The sequence below is a fragment of the Desulfosporosinus sp. FKB genome, from assembly GCF_002196705.1.
Taxonomy (GTDB): domain Bacteria; phylum Bacillota; class Desulfitobacteriia; order Desulfitobacteriales; family Desulfitobacteriaceae; genus Desulfosporosinus.
On the sequence record NZ_NADJ01000037.1, the window covers coordinates 1 to 16,740 of the forward strand.

The window sequence follows — 16,740 nt, forward strand, 5'->3', positions numbered from 1 at the left end:
TCACCTGGATGACCTCCGTTATTTTTGATTGGATTCTGTTGGCCAACAGTCCGTCCTTTCAAAGATTAACGTGAGGTCGTCTTTTTTTCAAAGGTCATTTTTTGTTACTTACAGGAATGCTCCTCGTAAATTTTGTTACAAATAGACTCCTGGTCATCAGGTTTACGACAGTGGCAGACCGTACGGGACTTGAACCCGTCCCTTATTTTTCCTCGCAGCACCAGAACGTATTATATCTTGTGCTTAGAAACAGCCTTTTTCTTTCCTAACCAGTTTCCTGCTCAAAAACAGGAACACGATAAACCCCATCAAAACACGCTGTGCAAAACTCTTTAGGCCGCTGCAAAACTTGAAGCATTCCTTTTAAGCTCAGGTAATGAAGGCTGTCCGAGCCGACATAAAGCCTAATTTCTTCAAGAGTCCGGTGCGCAGCTACAAGCTCATCAGATGAAGGAATATCTATGCCATAAAAACACGGAAAGCTTAAGGGAGGAGAAGCCACCAGAAGATGTACCTCTTTTGCGCCTGCTTCTCTGAGCATTTGGACAATTTGACGGCTGGTGGTTCCCCGGACAAGAGAATCGTCCACTACCACTACCCGTTGCCCTTGAATTATATCGCCAATGACATTAAATTTTATCCTGACAGCCAGTTCCCGGTTCTTCTGCCCAGGCTTGATAAAAGTCCTCCCCATGTATCTGTTTCTGATTAAACCTTCTCGAAAGGGTAGATCACGTTGTTCAGCGTATCCCATTGCCACAGCCGTACCAGACTCGGGAATAGAAATTACCACGTCCCCATCAACTTGATGCTCTTTAGCCAGTTCCTTGCCAAAATCTCTACGAACTGAATTTACTGTTCTGCCGTCAATCACACTATCTGAACGTGTAAAGTAAATGTATTCAAAAATACATAGGCATCTACGCCGTCCTGAACAGTTTTGGATGTAATTAACTCCATCTTCATTGATAATCACGCCCTCACCAGGATTAATTTCCCTAACCACTTCACCACCCGCAGCCCCAATTGCACACGTTTCTGAAGCTAATATATAACCAGATTCGGATCCTTTCAGTTTTCCTAAACATAATGGCCGCATTCCGAAAGGATCTCGCAAGCCAATAAGACTGTTTTCTGTCATCATTACCAACGAATAAGAACCCGATATTTCATTCAGATAGAGTTCGAGAAGTTTCTGAAGAGAGAGATTCCTGTAATGGGAGATAAATCTCAAGAAAATTTCACTATCTGAGTTTATTGATCCGGAAATCTTTGTTAGAGTAAACTTCTTTTCCAGTTTATGGACATTGGTTATATTTCCATTATGGGCCACTGCTATACTGCCCTTGTCATCCGTATATACCAAAGGCTGAGCATTTGCTTCCGAACTGTCGCCACTAGTCGAATACCTTACATGTCCTATGGCTACATTTCCCTTTAATTTAGATAATAGATCTCTACTAAAAACTTCCGTAACTAACCCCATTTTCTTGTGTACTTGAATTTTCAGCTCGTCCGAAACTGCCATACCGGCGCTTTCCTCTCCCCTATGTTGCAGCGCATTGAGACCAAGGTACACTTTTAGGGCAACACTATCACCTGGTGCATAGATGCCAAATACACCGCATTCATCACGTGGTTTATCATAAAATTCCCAAGGGCACATTTTCCCTTCCTCCTTAGAAATTGATAACGTTAATTCTTAAAACAAAAAAATCCGCAACTCATTAAGAGCGCGGATTTTTCCATCATCCTCACCAAAATCGACTTAAACACGAAGTCGATGCTAAGTATTTTACAGGCAGGTCTCCTGACTCAGGTTCATAGCTTCCTTGCCTCCTTCCTCCTTACAGAGTGGTCATGGCAATAGCTCCCCTTTACAGTGGCGGGTCCGTCCGGGACTTACACCCGGTTCCCTATTCTCCCTTATCGGGCACCTGTAAAATTCTGTTTAATTACGACCAATACTACTTAAGAAAATAGAATATGTCAAGTATAATTTTCGCCTGTTATTAAAGTTCTTGAACTTATCAAAAAGCATGCTCAAACTGGCATGAATAATCATCTTAAACTCGTTATCTTTTACAAATTCTAAAAGAGTTTTAGTACTAATCATTGAATCGTATCTGAAAACCAAACCTGTCCATATTGAATAAGCTTCACCTAATGAAATTTTATTTTGATTTTCTTCAAAATCTTTACTTAAACCCAATATATTACAGAGGTGAAATTTAAAAGGATGGCAGATCCCGCAGGCTGCGTCAAGGACGACATGATCATCGTTTACAAATGAACTTGCCCATGCGTACTCATACGTCCTACTCCACCAAATCTCCGGCAGTTCAAGGATTACCTTTTTCAGTTGGGGATCATCAAAGGTAATAAAACGCGAAGTCTTTATTTCATTCAAAAGCTCACATCCTTATAAATTTATTCAATCAACTATATTACTTATCAATGCATGATATGTCGCTTGAATATAAGACGTTTTCCAATCACCAAGAGGATAAACATCGTTTAACCAAGACTAAGATCAAGGAGAACCGACATGAACACAAAATTATCCTCGGAATTAAATGTTACAAATAATTGTGTCAATAGTAGTGAAGAAGAAAAAAAACGCGCAAATAACGCGCGACAATTTACTGCAGATATGTTTGAAATAGTAAAGATCTTAAATAATCAAGGGCATAAAGCTTTAATTCTTTATCTTATACCTGAACAAGAGAAGCCCAAGCAAAATTTGATCCGACTCTTAAGGGATATGGCTGCCCAAAACTTTTTATGTTTTGTTTGTTGTCATTCTTTAGATCAAAATAGTTTGAATAGGATTGAAACTTTGGGGCAAAACCTGTTTCTTGTTGAACAAGGGCTTTGTTGGGTTGCCAGGATGTGGCATGGAATCTGTGCCCCTAAACAACATACTATAGCAGTTGTAAAGAACCGCAATTGGATATAATGAAATTACGAAGGAGGACGTACCTTACTTTTTCTCTAACACCTCAAAGCTCCCGACGTGGCGGTTGAAATGTGCATCTCAACATATCATGCTAATTCCACTTTTATCCTTTATTTCATTCAATATGAACACAAAAAAGAGAGTCCAAAAGCGCTCCTTTAATTCACCACCAGTCCAGCTCCGTTAAGAACTCATCGAGTACTTCTACAGCTTCTCCTTCTGGAACACTTTTATCATAAATATCCCTCGTCATAAGAACTCCGAAAGGCTTTACCTTGTCAACGATTTTCAAGATTTCTTTCAAGATATACTTCTGATCCTCCATCATGCTGAACTCGTTTATCCATTTGCCACAAGCAGATCTGCGAGGTGCAACAGTTTCATGGAATTCCTCCCTGCTTTTAAAGGTAGTTTAGGATTTCAAGCCCCAAAAAGTAATCTGAATTACCTGATTGCTCCATTGAATGATGTTTTTATCTAGATGAATCATCTCAGATAAATTTAGCCCTTCCGTATTTATACTGTTTGATATCGCCAATGAGCGTCGCGATTTCGCTTTCGTATTCCTCCAAGTTTGCTTCCTTAAATTTATAACTGGAACAAAAGCTTTTTGCCGCTAAACAGAAGTCTTCCTCACAATAGAAAAAAGAAAAATACGAGATATTCTCAGTCCACTTTTCAATATCTTTATGTATTTTGATTTTGTATTGTAGATAAAAGTTCAAAATAAAGTCTTTGCTTTTAGGGTATCTATTTTGGATTTCTTCCCCAAGCTTGTCCATAGTATGTTTTAGCTTAATTATTTCAGCATCGCATGTCTCCATAGTTAGATATTCGTTAAAGTAAGACATCACGTATTTCATGACAGCAGCCATGTTTTCCGACTGCTTTAAGGAATCGAATTCATCCAGTTTGTCGGTTTTTTTCAATTCAGCAATATACTCATCAATCGTTAGCATGTTCTCACTTCCTTAGAATTAATAAGATTAACCTTATAACCATCGGGACCTATGCAATAACCATATTAATTTAATTCACAGACAGTAGCGAAAAAAACAAAAGCCGATTTTCTATCGGAAAATCGACTTTGCTTAGAGTTGGTACAAAGTCAAATACAGGGCTTAAGGGTGCAGTTAAGCCAATATTTGGAACGGTACCTGCAAGGTAATATAGTAATGAGGGTAAAATCATTTGTCGATAAGTAGACTAGTTATTGGTAAACAGAAAAAGGTTATAGGCATGAAGAAGAGTCATAGGAAGAAGGGGATTGATGGAATAGTGGCTGTTAACTAACCGACTTTTGCCAGTACTTAGTATTCATAGATCTCAATTGGGGCATCAATAGCCGAAGTATCGCCGTCCATAACTATTTCCGCTACAGCCCAAACGTTGGGAACGACGTTGCGCAGGTAGTATCTGGCACTAGCGACTTTACCGGAGTAGAAGTTATAATCAAAGTGACTTGGTCCGATTTCCTGAGCTTTTTTATCTGCCAAAACAGCCTGATCAAGAAGCAGACGACCGCTATATAATTGGGCTGTAGCAGTCAGGATGCGGTGGGAATAAAGAGGAACCATACTCATGTTGCTTTGGCTGGCTTCAGTGAGAGACTTAAGCATCTCTTGATAAGCCTTTAGAGCCTTGCCCAAATTGGCAAATTCTTTGCTTAAGCTTTCATGACCCTTATTAGCTTCATAGAAATCAACCATTTCCTGAACCCAAGCGCTGAAGACGGAGCCGCCTTTCATTTTCATCTTGCGGCCAAGTAAGTCTAAGGATTGGATATAGTTTGTGCCTTCCCAAATGGAGTAAATCTTCATGTCTCGAGCAATTTGAGATACAGGATACTCTTCGCAGAAGCCATAGCCGCCATAGGATTGGATTGCTTCGCCAATAAGCCACCATCCTTCATCAGAAGGATATGCTTTACAAAGTGGGGTGGTAATTTCAATCAGATCGCTGGCTGCTTGCCTTACTGCAGGATCGGGATCACGGTGCCGTTGGTCAAAGGCCAGATAAACCCGGTACATCATAGCCCGCATGGCGTCGATGTAAGCTTTACCCATCATCAGTGTGCGTTTGATGTCTTCGTGATTGATAATTGCTACCCGGCCCGCTTTAGGATTGGTCAGCAAGCGGCCCTGAACTCTTTCTTTGGCATTATCCCTGGCGTTGGCAAAGGCGTTAGCGATGCAGGACAGAGCCATATGACCTGTTTCCATGCGAGCCAAGTTCATCATTTGGAACATTTGAGCCATACCTTCGCCCTTGCCGTTATTTTCCCGCGGGTCGATACCCAGCAGCCAGCCGCGGCACTTACCGTTCTCCCCGGCGGATAAAGCGGCAGTGACTGAACCGTGGAGCCCCATTTTATGCTCTACGCCTGTGGTGATGAAATCGTTGTCCTCCAAACTGCCGTCTTCGTTAACCCACAGCTTAGGAACTACGAACAGAGAAATGCCGCCGGTGCCCGGTTTGGCACCTTCGATACGCGCCAGGAAGAGATGGATAATATTTTCCGAAAAGTCATTATCCCCACCAGTTATGAAAAGTTTATTGCCAACAATGTTAAAAACTCGAGGGTTATCGGTTGGATAAGCTTTGGATGTGATATCCCCGACATCTGAACCGGCACCGGGTTCGGTGAGGCACATGGTTCCGGCCCAAGTTCCGTTCATCATTTTAGGAAGAAACATTTGCTTTAATTTTTCATCGCCATAGGATTGAATCAGATTGGCCGATCCGGTAGTCAGCATAACGTAGGGCATAAAAGCTGGATTAGCTGCACAAATCATTTCCCAAACAGCTGCATTGATCATTTCCGGCATAACCATGGCATCGGGGGAGTCATCAATATTGCTGGTGCCCCAGCCCTCTTCCTGCAGCTTGCGGAAAAGGGCCCCATAGCTCGGCGGAGTGGTAACCATGCCGTCAGCATAGGTTACTGGGTGAGTCTCGTTTTCATCGTTAGTCGGTTCAATCACTATCTTGCACATTTTTAAGATGGGTTCGAGGACTGATTTTACATCATCTCTGGAATAATAATCAGCAAACTGCGGGTAGTTAAAAACTCCTTCCGTCGGAAGCCACTCTTGGATTATAAATTCAAAATCCCGAATATTATTAATGGCAAAATTAGAAGCCATGTTTACGTTCCTCCACTTCAATTTATTATCGCCAATTCATTTATCTTACGTCTGATAAAGCTTGACAATGAGGCTACGATAAATCAAAAGCCATCGCCTACGCTTAATTCGGATAGAACGCTAAACTTTAGCTACACATCTCTTGTCCACAGGGAGGCCAAAGATGCACCGCCGCCAACGCATAGGGAAGCGCCGCCAACTGTCTTACCAAGCCGTTCCAGTTCATAATACAGGCTGACGATGATGCGCAGTCCGGTACAACCTACCGGGTGTCCCAAGGCAATTCCTGAACCATTGTTGTTAACATTGCCATCTTGCTCGATGGTTCCTATATTCATGTCAATGCCTGATTCTTCCTTCAGTTTCCGGCCAACGCCAAGAACTTGGGCTGCGAAGGCTTCGTTGATTTCCCAGTAGTCGACATCTCCATAGTTCATACCTGCTTCGCGCAAACATCTGGGAATGGCAACCGCCGGTCCTAAACCCATAACGCGGGCTTCCACGCCTTCATCACAGATATTAATCAATTTCATCAGCGGTTTGAGTCCCAATTCTTTTGCTTTTTGCTTTGTCATTAAAACTGCGGCGGCAGCAGCATCGTTAAGACCGGAAGCATTAGCAGCAGTTACCACTCCGTCTTTTTTAAAGGCTGGTTTTAACTTAGCCATACTTTCGAGACTGGCATCCCGAATAGGATGTTCATCTTGGGAGAAGAGGTACTCTTTCTTTCTTTCTTTAACCGGTACAGGAACAATCTCTCTATTGAAACGGCCTTCATCAATAGCCCTTACTGCTCTGCGATGGCTTATCAGGGCCAGCTGGTCACATTCTTCCCGCGTAATGCCGTACAGTTCTGCAATATTTTCAGCTGTAACGCCCATGTGGGAGCCAGCTAATTGGCATACCAGTCCGTCAGCAAGCATGGCATCCATGAGTTTGACATCGCCCATTCTGGCTCCCCATCTGGCTGTCGGGTCAATGTAGGGGATGTTGCTCATACTTTCCGTACCCGTTACCAAGGCAATATCATATTTACCTAGTTGGAGTTTCATAGCTGCAATTTCCAAAGCTCTCATAGCTGAGGCGCAGTTTTGATTAACCATGCAGGCGCTTGATTTAGGATCCATACCTATTTGCATGGCCACGATACGTGGCGGGCAAGAACCATTGCCATGACCTAAGCACATTCCGGCCACGATTTCGTCCACTTGTTTCGGCTCAATTCCCGCCCGCCTAATCGCTTCGGTAGCAACTACTTTGGTCAATTCATTGGCCGGTACAGGTTTGAGAGAACCGCCATAATCCCCGATCGGTGTTCTGCAGGCACTAACCAGTACTACTTCATTAGCTTCGATTGCCATTTAAGCCATCTCCTTTTTGCTTTTCTTAAATTTGAGCGAAAGGCTAACTTATCTTATTTGATCTAACCCAAATTTTTTGGGCATCAGCCTCTTTGATAAGTTTTTCGCGGAAGTCAGGATGAGCAATATTTATCAAGGCTTCGGCTCTTTGCCACGTGCTTTTTCCCTTCAGCATGGCAATACCGTATTCTGTGATGACATAATAATTAATACTTCTGGGAACAGTAACAATCGATCCAGGGGTAAGGGTTGGTTTAATGCGCGATTGGAGGTTGCCTTCTTTGTCGCGGAAGGTAGAGGATAGACAGATCAGGCCTTTCCCTCCTTTAGATTTAAACGATCCATAGATAAAGTCTAACTGACCGCCGGTTCCGGATATCTGTCGTATACCTGAGGTTTCTGAGGCAGCCTGTCCGTAAAGATCAACTTCAATCGCATTATTAATGCAAATCATGTTGTCATTTTGGCAAATTACATCCGGGTCATTGGTATAATCGACGGGATAACTTGCACAAATCGGGTTGCTATTCAGAAAATCATAGAGTTTATTGGTTCCCATGGCAAAGGTATAGACCATTTTTCCCTTGTCGAGCTGTTTGCGCAGACCCGTAATCCTTCCGGCTTCGTACATATCTACGAATGAATCGACCAGCATTTCGGTATGAACGCCTAAGTCTTTGAGGTCTGACTGGGCAATCATTGCGCCGACAACATTGGGCATAGCCCCGATTCCTAACTGCAGGCAGGCGCCATCTTCGATTTGTTCCAAGACAATTTGAGCGATCGCCTTATCTACATCGGATATAGGAGTTTTAGGAAGCTGTATAAGGGGGCGATTGTCGCCTTCTACAAAGTAGTCAATTTCGGAAACATGCAAGGTTTCTCTTGTGCCGCCTAAACATCTCGGTACAGATTCATTTATCTCGGCGACAACTGTTTTGGCAGCATCACAGAAGGCATGAGTAATGGAATTAGAAGTGCCTACGTTCACAAAACCATGCTGATCGGGTGGAGTGACCTTGATTAAAGCAACGTCAACAGGCACCCACCCCCGATCGAAAATGCTGGGACCTTCGTGATAATTCAGCGGAATATAGTTGCATAAATTTTTATCATGAAGTTTTCTGCTGGTGCCGCTGAAATGCCAGTCATTGTAAATAAAATGTTTCCTTTCCGGATCATTTATAACGGTTTGAGGCATAAAAGGACAGGTCACTGTTCGAATGTTTACCCCTTCCAACTCACCTCTTCTTTTGGCTAAGGCGGCATCTAAAATATGTGAAGCCATCATAAATTCGCCATAATGAACAAGATCTCCGGACTTGACAACCTTGACCGCTTCATCAGCAGAAACTAGTTTGTTCAGATATTCACTTTTATAATCCAAATTCATCCCTCCTTTTTAGCCTTTGTCAAATATCAGACTCAACGCCCATAACAGCTCACTGTTAACCTGCAAGCTTTGATAATGCTTAGCTAGGCCTAGTTCAACTGCTAACGGTGCCTTGGTCTGTTTTTAGGAATTTTTCCAGCTTCGTCATTACACAAGCCAAATTCAGACTCAACGCCCACAGCAGCGTCACTGTTAACCTGCAAGCTTTGATAATGCTTAGCTAGGCCTAATTCAACTGCCAACGGTGCCCTGGTAACATTTTTCGGCTTGTATCTGCTAAATCAAGCAATTAAGGAGAGATAAAGAACGTCGTACACTTAATTATTTAGTTACTTGCCCTCAAATTTTGGTTTTCTCTTTTCGACAAAAGCGCCCATACCTTCAGCTTTATCAGAAGTTGCGCAGCATATTCCAAACATATCAGACTCAATGCCCATAGCCGTATCAATGTCAGCTTGTAAGCCCTTGTTTATAGCGTATTTGGCATAACCAACCGCTAATGGTGCCTTGCTGGCAATTTTTTGGGCTAATTTTTTAGCTTCATCAATTAATTGATCAAGGGGATAAACATGGTTTACTAAACCGATGCGGTAGGCTTCTTCGGCATTTATTATATCGCCTGTAAAGGTTAGTTCTTTGGCACGTCCTTCACCAATTAAACGAGGAAGGCGCTGTGTTCCTCCAAAGCCGGGTATGACGCCAAGGCCAACTTCAGGTTGACCAAAAGCCGCATTTTCTGAGGCTAGTCTGATGTCGCAAGACATGGCCAGCTCACACCCTCCTCCGAGAGCAAAGCCGTTAATGGCTGCAATTACAGGCTTTTCCAGTAATTCTACTTGCCGCATTACCCGTTCTCCTACATCGGAGAAAAATCTGCCTTCAATAGGCGTAAACGGCAACATGAACGTGATATCGGCTCCGGCCACAAATGATTTATCTCCTGTCCCGGTTATAATCATAACCTTGATATTGGTATCGTCCTTTACCTCTTTTACCGCTGCTTCTAGTTCATACAAGGTATCGGCGTTAAGAGCATTCATTGCTTTAGGACGGTTGATAGAGAGTATGGCTAGATAATCTTCTTTTTCGAAGATTATATTTTTAAATTCCATAGTTTTACCTCCCTTCCATCGGTAACAAATAAGCTTAGAAATTATTTACCTATCGTTTTTCGTTTAATTGCTGTAATCATAAAATCCTTTGCCGGTTTTCCGGCCAAGTTGTCCGGCACGAACCTTTTGTTTGAATGCCAGTGAAGGTCGATATTTGGAATCGCCAAATTCATTGTAAAAAAATTCACAAACAGCCAAGACGATATCGATTCCGACCATATCTGCCAGCGCCAAAGGTCCCATTGGCATTCCGGCACCCAGTTTCATAGCCTTATCAATCTCTTCTAATGTAGCGATACCTTCTTGATAAACGTTTGCAGCTTCATTCATATAGGGAACCAGGATGCGGTTAACGATGAATCCTGGACTTTCCTTGGCTAATACGGGGTCTTTGCCAATTTTCTTGGCAACTTCTATGACAGTATGGGCTGTTTCATCAGCGGTCACGATGCCCGGAATGACTTCTACTAATTTCATCATGACTACCGGATTGAAGAAATGCATTCCAACGAATTTATCTGGACGGTTAGTAGCAGCGGCAATCTCAGTAATACTCAGTGCTGAAGTGTTGCTCGCTAAAATAGCTTCAGACTTGCAAATTTCGCCGAGTTGTTTATGGGCTTTTTTCTTAACATCAATATTTTCTACAATTGCCTCGATTACCATGTCAACATCCTTAAAATCATTGACGTCTGTACTGCTAGTAACTAGAGTCTTATAATTAGCCACGACTTCAGCAGTCGCCTTACCTTTTTCTATCGCCTTGGCCCAAGCTTTATCTAAACCGACGAGTGCCTTATCTACAATTCCTGGTACGATATCTATTAAAACGACATTATAACCTGCTTGTATGCATACTTGAGCAATTCCTGCACCCATGGTGCCAGCACCTAATACTCCTATTTTTTTGATCTCCATGTCTGCCATCTCCTTTACTTCTGTTAAAATAGGATCTTTTCTACATCTAGGTATTCCCTCCCCACCTCCTTAGCTTGTTGCTATTTATCTATAAAGCAATAAGTATGCCAACAAACCTGTGGGGAACTCTCTTTATCAAAATGCCATATATATCGGCTTTCTGGAGTTTCAGCTTCCTTTTTTGTTCAGAATTAACTTCCATTGGATGCAAAATGAGACTATTTTTTAAATTTAAGGGTTCCAAAAGGAGACTAAGGGTTTAATATTGGGACGGTTTTGGGGCGGATTAAATTAGTAACGTGGAGAAAGATTTCACAAGTTAGGACATAAAATTATATTTTTTTAGTTTTCGATATAAGACCGATTTATTCAACCCTAGGATTTTAGCAGTTTGAGCTTTATTATTATGAGTTTTCTGCAAAACTCGCTTTATGGTTTCAACCTCTATTTTTCCAATTGCTTCTTCTAAGTTGTCGACACTCTCCCTTGTCTCGATCTCAACCGGCTGGGTGGCTGGTTCTAGTTGCACAGCCGGTCTCATTAATGAAGGGAAGTATTGCGGGGTGAGACAAGAGTCTTGATTAAAGTCCGCTAAATTAATGGCTCTTTCCAGTAAATTTTCCAATTCCCGCACATTGCCTGGCCAATCATAATTACAAAGAAGCAGAATGCCTTCCTGAGATATTTTCTCTACCCGGGTATGCAAGCGTTTGTTTAATTGAGGTAAAAGATAATTGACCAAAAGAATAATATCTTTTGGTCTTTCCCGCAGGGACGGAATATTTAAAGTTACAACATTCAAGCGGTAATAGAGGTCTGCGCGAAATTTACCTCTTTTAACCATTTGTTCTAAATTACGGTTTGTAGCTGCGATAACCTGAACGTCGACTCGAATGGGCTTTGTTCCTCCGACTCGCTCAACTTCACGTTCCTGCAAGACAATCAACAACTTAGCTTGCATTGCCAGTGGCATATCGCCGATTTCGTCAAGGAAAATCGTACCGTGATTGGCTATTTCAAATTTGCCCGGCTTACCTCCCTTGCGAGCTCCGGTAAATGCTCCTTCTTCATAACCGAATAGTTCTGATTCTAAAAGATTATCAGGCAGTGCTGCACAGTTGACTCTGACAAAGGGATAATTTGTACGCGGACCGGCTTTATGAATGGCGTTGGCAAAAAGTTCCTTGCCGGTACCACTTTCTCCCATGATTAAAACCGTTGAACGAGTTCTCGATGCCCGCAGAGCCAGAGACTTAATTTTGCGCAGAGTTTCATCTTTACCGACAATATTTTCGAAACAATATTTGGCACAGTAGATGCTACCGCTTATTTCTTTACAAGCTGCAATTTCCCTTTCTAAGTAGACAAGGCTTTGCTCCATGGCCCCAATTAATTTCCCTTCCGAATATAGGGGCGTTCGAAAAGCAACGGGATCCTGCCCTTTTGCCGTCCAATAATTAGGAAGTTGAACCTCTCTGGTTTTTAGTACTTCCGGAAGTTTTGAGTGAGGTATGATCTCTAAGATGTGCTTATTCAATACATCAGTTTCATTCATGTTTAGTATTCCGAGATAGGTTTTGTTAACTTTTTTAATGCAGCCCTCGGTATCAACTATAATAATCCCAATGTAGGGATTTTCCATAATCCCATTCAAAATTTCAACAAATATCTCGTTTTTCATATCCCTCACTGTCTCACCCTCTTGTATTTTGTCTGGATTAAGTTTTAAAGGAGCTTAGTACCGCCTTAAAATACCATTGAAAGATACCCACCTCGCAGTCAAGTTTACTTTATACAGATATGATTATACGAACTATTTCAATAGCTATTTGGGGATTCCTGCCTAATTTACCGGTATTAATTAATAAGATCATCAACGCTTGAACAGGCGATCCTCTAAGTGAAGTTCGGCATTGCGAATAGCATAAATGGGCGTTATTGAATACGCGTCAGATAACCCAGCGGATAGAAAAGGAGCTGTTTCGAAATGCATACCCCTCATTAAACAAAACCCTGCATAAATAGTGGTTTAAATCCACTTATATGCAGGGTTTTATTTATAAAAACGGATAGATATTCATTATGCAACGCCCCCTTTTGGCAAGCTTCTTGAAAATTACCACAACATTAGAGTATAAAACATATCGTCTTAAAGATTTTAAGTTACCGCATCCCTGGTGTAATCCATGTTATAATTTTGTTAGTCACATTTTTCAGCAGTCTTCGCGGCTGCTTTTTTTAGTTACAGAATACTTTTTATGATAATGTCAACAGTTTTAGGTCTCTCCTTCATATACAATCCTTTCTGCTTGTGAAAAATATCTTTAATCACTTAGCTAAATGGTAACACTGTAGACAATACAATGTCTATAGGAAATACATATGTTAGTGATTATATTTCTCTATTGCAATGTGTTGATTGCCTCTTTTCATTCCTTCAATAACCCAAAGACAAAGGTTACTTGATATTAAGCCTTACTCCATCCAAATATGTTAAACTTCTCGCTATGCTCTGAACATTATGGGTCCCTTCACGAATCATAAGAAGGCGTTCTAAGCCGAATCCAATCCCCACCCATGGTTCAAAGATTCCCCATTTTTCATCGAGAAAATGGGGACCCATTGCACCGGAACCAAGCTCAATCTCATCTTTCATGACATCAACGGTATCCCCGTAGACGACAGAGGATTCTGTTATCAGTTCATAATTTTCGATGCCGGCAGCATTCATCGCCCAATCAACCATTTCTTTTAGTCGCTGATGTCTCTGTTCGAGTGAAGTACCTAATTCTGTTACATTTAACATTGTAAATTCATTAAGATGCTGTGATCCTTGTGACTCTTTTCGATAACAAGTGCCTATCTCAAATATCCGTATTGGTTTTTTCCATAATCGATTAAGATCTTTCCATAGTGTATATAGATTCGGTGCTAACATTGGGCGAAGGCATCTTTTCTCATCTAGCCAAAAAACTTGATTAAATAACGGATGATCATCCGAAATAGTCATTTTCGCTAAAGAAACCTTCGAAATAATCGTTGGTGTAATGACCTGAACAAACCCTTCCTTCCTGAGTGTTTCAGCCAATTGATTTTCCAGTTCGAGTAAAGCGGGCCGACGCTTTTCAAGCCGTAATAGGTTTAATTTTGTCTTACCTTGGTTTACTAACTGATGTTCTACTTTCTGAAACATACGGTCACGGATTATTGATTCAGTAAAGTTCATTTCTAATATCTCTTGGGATGCATTTAGTTCCTTCAAACGTTGTAATTGGATCGTAGTCCATGAGTCACCCATGTTCAAGAACCCCCTATCACTTTTGTCAATTTATGGCGTCATACATCGGGTATAATTACCCTGCTTGATAATTTACAAGTGTACTCCATAGTGCTGATTCATAACTGTTGACGAGTACTTTTGTAGTTTCCACTCTGGAACCTTGCAGTTAGGGCATACTTCAAAAAACCATTTATTTCGTATCCAGCGTGCAGCTCGGCTATGTTTTGAATTATTAATAACAAAGCGTTTATTACAATGAGTTAAGATCTCTGCCGTATCCCCTCTTCGGTTCATTGCCCTAATTCCATGCAATGTTCCTCCACGAGATGGCCAAAGTTTGATCTTATCAACAAGGTTGAAAAAATCCACATTTTTTCGATAATAACGTTTTTTTTCATTTGAAATTTGTGCCATTTTGAACATACTCCCTTGAAACTCGATATCAACGATCTGATCTACAAAACGAATATATTCCTATAATTCTTTAAGAATACATCGGCAACACTGCAATTGGGACGGGAACAACTACTTTTGTCGGATCCATTCCAACGGCACGAGCAGCAATTTCGGATAGTGAATAATTGGTTTTACTTACTAATTCATCATTGTACTCTTTACTCAACCATATTAACTCCCGTAGAGTAATAAACAGCCGTCGGAGTCTGACTCGGTAAACGTGCATCAATTTCTAAAACTTTGAGCTTTCCATTTTGAAGAATGGTCTCTACATCCATGATCCCATTAAGTGAAAGATCACTTGCTAATTTAAGGGTAATCTTTTCGAATTCTCTTATTAGCTGATCACCAAGCTCCACTGGAGCAAGAACTCTCTTACAATCATAATCCCCGTCCATTTCCAACTCTGTGATCTGAAAAACTTGATAATTTCCTGCAATTCCTATGACTTCAATAGAATAAGATGGCCCCTCTAGATATTCTTCAATAACTAAATTCCGAGATATTTGGTGATTCAAGATAGAATTAAATTCTTTACTAGTGCGAATAACTTTAACTCCTTCACTACCACTTCGGTCTGAAGGTTTTACAAGAATCGGAAACTGACAATTTGGCCAAGGCCAGGGAGCTGGGATTAATTAAATCCACACCCTCAAGGCAGGAAATAAATTGGTTCGAATTCTTAATTATATCGAAACAGAAGAATAAGTCAGCAAGAAGGGCTGTTTGAGCTTGCTCTCTTTGATCAAACAGTATAACTTCCCATCCTGCTTTTTTTGCCAAATAAGTAGCCTCAACCCCTTGCAGCTTCCCGCCGATTATTGCTAACCGCATTGTATTGCACCATTTCCTTCTGCATTTAAGATACTTCGTCGCGATTCGACCCAGCTTTGGTATTCAAAGCGAGTGGCAGGTTCCAATTGAATATTCTTTAAGACAGGAATAATTTTCTCGAGGGATCGATTTCCGTCATCAATATCCAAGGTACTTTGAGATACTCCCGCAAATCCTAACGATGGCGGAATGATTGAAGTAATCACATTTGCTCCAGAATTTAGTCTTTGTTCTAATCCATTTATACCGTCCACATCAAGCGACGCAGGTATCAAGCGGTCTGGCATGACTAAACGCATGACTGCGATTATTAGAAGCTCACGAAAATGTGAATTGGTTTTCCAATTAGCCAAGGGAGTATTTGCTTGAGGGATAAAGCTCATGACCCTTATCTGATCAGCCTTCATATTTTTCATGATAAATATTGAATCTGCAATGTCTTCATCGGTATCCCCAACACCAGCTAACAAACCCTCTTCAATTAAATACCCCATTTCCTTTGCTTTTACTTTTTGACCCATCCGTTCATCATAACTTTGTTCAATTCGCAATCGGTTATAAAGTGACCGATTATGCGTTTCTTGATAACATGCATACCAGTCAGTACCCGCTTCTCTAAAATTCATTAAAATTTCCGTAGATACGACCCCTGGTGAGATCATTATTGCCGTTTTTGTTTCGCGCTTTATCTCTTTTACTAATTGAATTAGCCCATAAAACCCCTGAGTTCTATCATGAAACAACGGATCCTCACCCATCGTAAAATCCAAAAGATGTACTCCAGAATCAACTAATGCACGAGCTGTTGACAAGATTTCCTCATGGTTTTTCCGATAACGTTTAATCCTGCTATTTGATTTGCGATAGAGGCAAAACGTACAATCATTTCGGCAGTAGGTTGAAAAATACACAAAACCATAGAGAAATAATTTATTCTTAAAATATCTAAAGCGAAGTTTCCGAGCAGTAAGACAAATCTTTTGTAAATCTTCCATAGTCGTGATTTTTAATAACTTTAATACTTCACCTCGTTTAATCGGCATTTCTTGGTCAGCTTTTTCCAGAATCTCTTCTAGGATTATATTCCCCACTATTCATGCCCCCTGTGCTTCGTTGTTACTTTCTTCATACTGATAATTTCAACATAGTATAATGACCGAAGGCGCTTATTAAAAAAGCCCAGTTTAACTGAGCAATTTGTATTCTTTTAAATTTTCTAAAGACCATAATGCAGGAACTATGTATCTTCGAGGCCATTTTAGGGCAGCCAGGATTCACTAA

17 protein-coding genes and 1 riboswitch are annotated in these 16,740 nt (G+C 41.1%); of the genes, 1 reads left to right on the forward strand and 16 read right to left on the reverse strand.

The genetic code is table 11. The features are described 5' to 3' along the window. Positions 1 to 265: 265 nt before the first annotated feature. Together purF and B5Y67_RS25620 are read right to left on the reverse strand one after the other, a co-directional pair. A complete protein-coding gene (purF, locus tag B5Y67_RS15080; protein WP_088227260.1) occupies positions 266 to 1,666 on the reverse strand; it encodes an amidophosphoribosyltransferase in 1,401 nt (466 codons plus the stop codon). Between the two features lie 116 nt (positions 1,667 to 1,782). Continuing rightward, positions 1,783 to 1,956: riboswitch (cobalamin riboswitch) on the reverse strand. After that, positions 1,952 to 2,410 (reverse strand): hypothetical protein, encoded by a 459-nt coding sequence (locus B5Y67_RS25620; RefSeq protein WP_088227261.1) that lies wholly within the window; start codon positions 2,408 to 2,410, stop codon positions 1,952 to 1,954. Its footprint overlaps the riboswitch before it by 5 nt. 138 nt (positions 2,411 to 2,548) lie before the next feature. Here B5Y67_RS25620 and B5Y67_RS15090 point away from each other — a divergent pair, with 138 nt between their 5' ends. After that, complete coding sequence (locus B5Y67_RS15090; RefSeq protein WP_088227262.1) at positions 2,549 to 2,959, forward strand: hypothetical protein; 411 nt, start codon at positions 2,549 to 2,551, stop codon at positions 2,957 to 2,959. 163 nt (positions 2,960 to 3,122) lie between these two features. Here the strand turns inward: B5Y67_RS15090 and B5Y67_RS26370 are convergent, their stop codons facing one another. From B5Y67_RS26370 to pylB, 14 genes are all read right to left on the reverse strand, one after another. Then, positions 3,123 to 3,263, reverse strand: a complete 141-nt coding sequence (locus B5Y67_RS26370; protein WP_207652421.1) for a hypothetical protein — start codon at positions 3,261 to 3,263, stop codon at positions 3,123 to 3,125. Positions 3,264 to 3,450: 187 nt separating this feature from the next. Then, positions 3,451 to 3,918, reverse strand: coding sequence for a hypothetical protein (locus B5Y67_RS15100; RefSeq protein ID WP_088227263.1), 468 nt, complete (start codon positions 3,916 to 3,918; stop codon positions 3,451 to 3,453). A gap of 351 nt (positions 3,919 to 4,269) precedes the next feature. Next, on the reverse strand, positions 4,270 to 6,105 hold the full coding sequence (locus tag B5Y67_RS15105; protein ID WP_088227264.1) for an acyl-CoA dehydrogenase: 1,836 nt from the start codon (positions 6,103 to 6,105) through the stop codon (positions 4,270 to 4,272). Positions 6,106 to 6,236: 131 nt separating this feature from the next. Next, a complete protein-coding gene (locus B5Y67_RS15110; RefSeq protein WP_088227265.1) occupies positions 6,237 to 7,466 on the reverse strand; it encodes a thiolase family protein in 1,230 nt (409 codons plus the stop codon). A 43-nt stretch (positions 7,467 to 7,509) separates the two neighbouring features. After that, complete coding sequence (locus tag B5Y67_RS15115; protein ID WP_088227266.1) at positions 7,510 to 8,853, reverse strand: acetyl-CoA hydrolase/transferase C-terminal domain-containing protein; 1,344 nt, start codon at positions 8,851 to 8,853, stop codon at positions 7,510 to 7,512. 335 nt (positions 8,854 to 9,188) lie between these two features. Beyond that, complete coding sequence (locus tag B5Y67_RS15120; protein WP_088227267.1) at positions 9,189 to 9,971, reverse strand: short-chain-enoyl-CoA hydratase; 783 nt, start codon at positions 9,969 to 9,971, stop codon at positions 9,189 to 9,191. Between the two features lie 63 nt (positions 9,972 to 10,034). Beyond that, positions 10,035 to 10,889: a 3-hydroxyacyl-CoA dehydrogenase NAD-binding domain-containing protein gene (locus tag B5Y67_RS15125; protein WP_088227268.1), complete on the reverse strand. Its 855-nt coding sequence runs from the start codon at positions 10,887 to 10,889 to the stop codon at positions 10,035 to 10,037. Between the two features lie 319 nt (positions 10,890 to 11,208). Continuing rightward, a complete protein-coding gene (locus tag B5Y67_RS15130) occupies positions 11,209 to 12,570 on the reverse strand; it encodes a sigma 54-interacting transcriptional regulator (protein ID WP_088227522.1) in 1,362 nt (453 codons plus the stop codon). Between the two features lie 777 nt (positions 12,571 to 13,347). Continuing rightward, the gene (gene pylSc, locus B5Y67_RS15135) at positions 13,348 to 14,187 is read right to left on the reverse strand and encodes a pyrrolysine--tRNA(Pyl) ligase large subunit (RefSeq protein WP_088227269.1); all 840 of its coding nucleotides are present in this window, start codon (positions 14,185 to 14,187) and stop codon (positions 13,348 to 13,350) included. A 72-nt stretch (positions 14,188 to 14,259) separates the two neighbouring features. Then, positions 14,260 to 14,592, reverse strand: coding sequence for a pyrrolysine--tRNA(Pyl) ligase small subunit (gene pylSn / locus B5Y67_RS15140; protein WP_170932706.1), 333 nt, complete (start codon positions 14,590 to 14,592; stop codon positions 14,260 to 14,262). 61 nt (positions 14,593 to 14,653) lie between these two features. Next, positions 14,654 to 14,791, reverse strand: coding sequence for a hypothetical protein (locus tag B5Y67_RS25390; RefSeq protein WP_170932707.1), 138 nt, complete (start codon positions 14,789 to 14,791; stop codon positions 14,654 to 14,656). Next, entirely contained in the window at positions 14,784 to 15,260 is a 477-nt protein-coding gene (locus B5Y67_RS25950) for an ATP-grasp domain-containing protein (RefSeq protein WP_348982307.1), read from the reverse strand. Before B5Y67_RS25950 ends, B5Y67_RS25390 begins: the two co-directional genes overlap by 8 nt. After that, complete coding sequence (locus B5Y67_RS25955) at positions 15,190 to 15,459, reverse strand: hypothetical protein (protein WP_242975988.1); 270 nt, start codon at positions 15,457 to 15,459, stop codon at positions 15,190 to 15,192. The genes B5Y67_RS25950 and B5Y67_RS25955 overlap by 71 nt, the downstream gene beginning before the upstream one ends. After that, positions 15,450 to 16,550 (reverse strand): methylornithine synthase PylB, encoded by a 1,101-nt coding sequence (gene pylB / locus B5Y67_RS15150; RefSeq protein WP_088227271.1) that lies wholly within the window; start codon positions 16,548 to 16,550, stop codon positions 15,450 to 15,452. Before pylB ends, B5Y67_RS25955 begins: the two co-directional genes overlap by 10 nt. Positions 16,551 to 16,740 lie beyond the last annotated feature (190 nt).

Coding starts and splice junctions, on each gene's coding strand:
- purF (WP_088227260.1), bottom strand. CDS start 1,666: ATGTGCCCTTGGGAATTTTATGATAAACCACGTGATGAATGCGGTGTA.
- B5Y67_RS15090 (WP_088227262.1), top strand. CDS start 2,549: ATGAACACAAAATTATCCTCGGAATTAAATGTTACAAATAATTGTGTC.
- B5Y67_RS15100 (WP_088227263.1), bottom strand. CDS start 3,918: ATGCTAACGATTGATGAGTATATTGCTGAATTGAAAAAAACCGACAAA.
- B5Y67_RS15105 (WP_088227264.1), bottom strand. CDS start 6,105: ATGGCTTCTAATTTTGCCATTAATAATATTCGGGATTTTGAATTTATA.
- B5Y67_RS15110 (WP_088227265.1), bottom strand. CDS start 7,466: ATGGCAATCGAAGCTAATGAAGTAGTACTGGTTAGTGCCTGCAGAACA.
- B5Y67_RS15120 (WP_088227267.1), bottom strand. CDS start 9,971: ATGGAATTTAAAAATATAATCTTCGAAAAAGAAGATTATCTAGCCATA.
- B5Y67_RS15125 (WP_088227268.1), bottom strand. CDS start 10,889: ATGGAGATCAAAAAAATAGGAGTATTAGGTGCTGGCACCATGGGTGCA.
- B5Y67_RS15130 (WP_088227522.1), bottom strand. CDS start 12,570: ATGAAAAACGAGATATTTGTTGAAATTTTGAATGGGATTATGGAAAAT.
- pylSc (WP_088227269.1), bottom strand. CDS start 14,187: ATGGGTGACTCATGGACTACGATCCAATTACAACGTTTGAAGGAACTA.
- pylSn (WP_170932706.1), bottom strand. CDS start 14,592: ATGTTCAAAATGGCACAAATTTCAAATGAAAAAAAACGTTATTATCGA.
- B5Y67_RS25955 (WP_242975988.1), bottom strand. CDS start 15,459: ATGCGGTTAGCAATAATCGGCGGGAAGCTGCAAGGGGTTGAGGCTACT.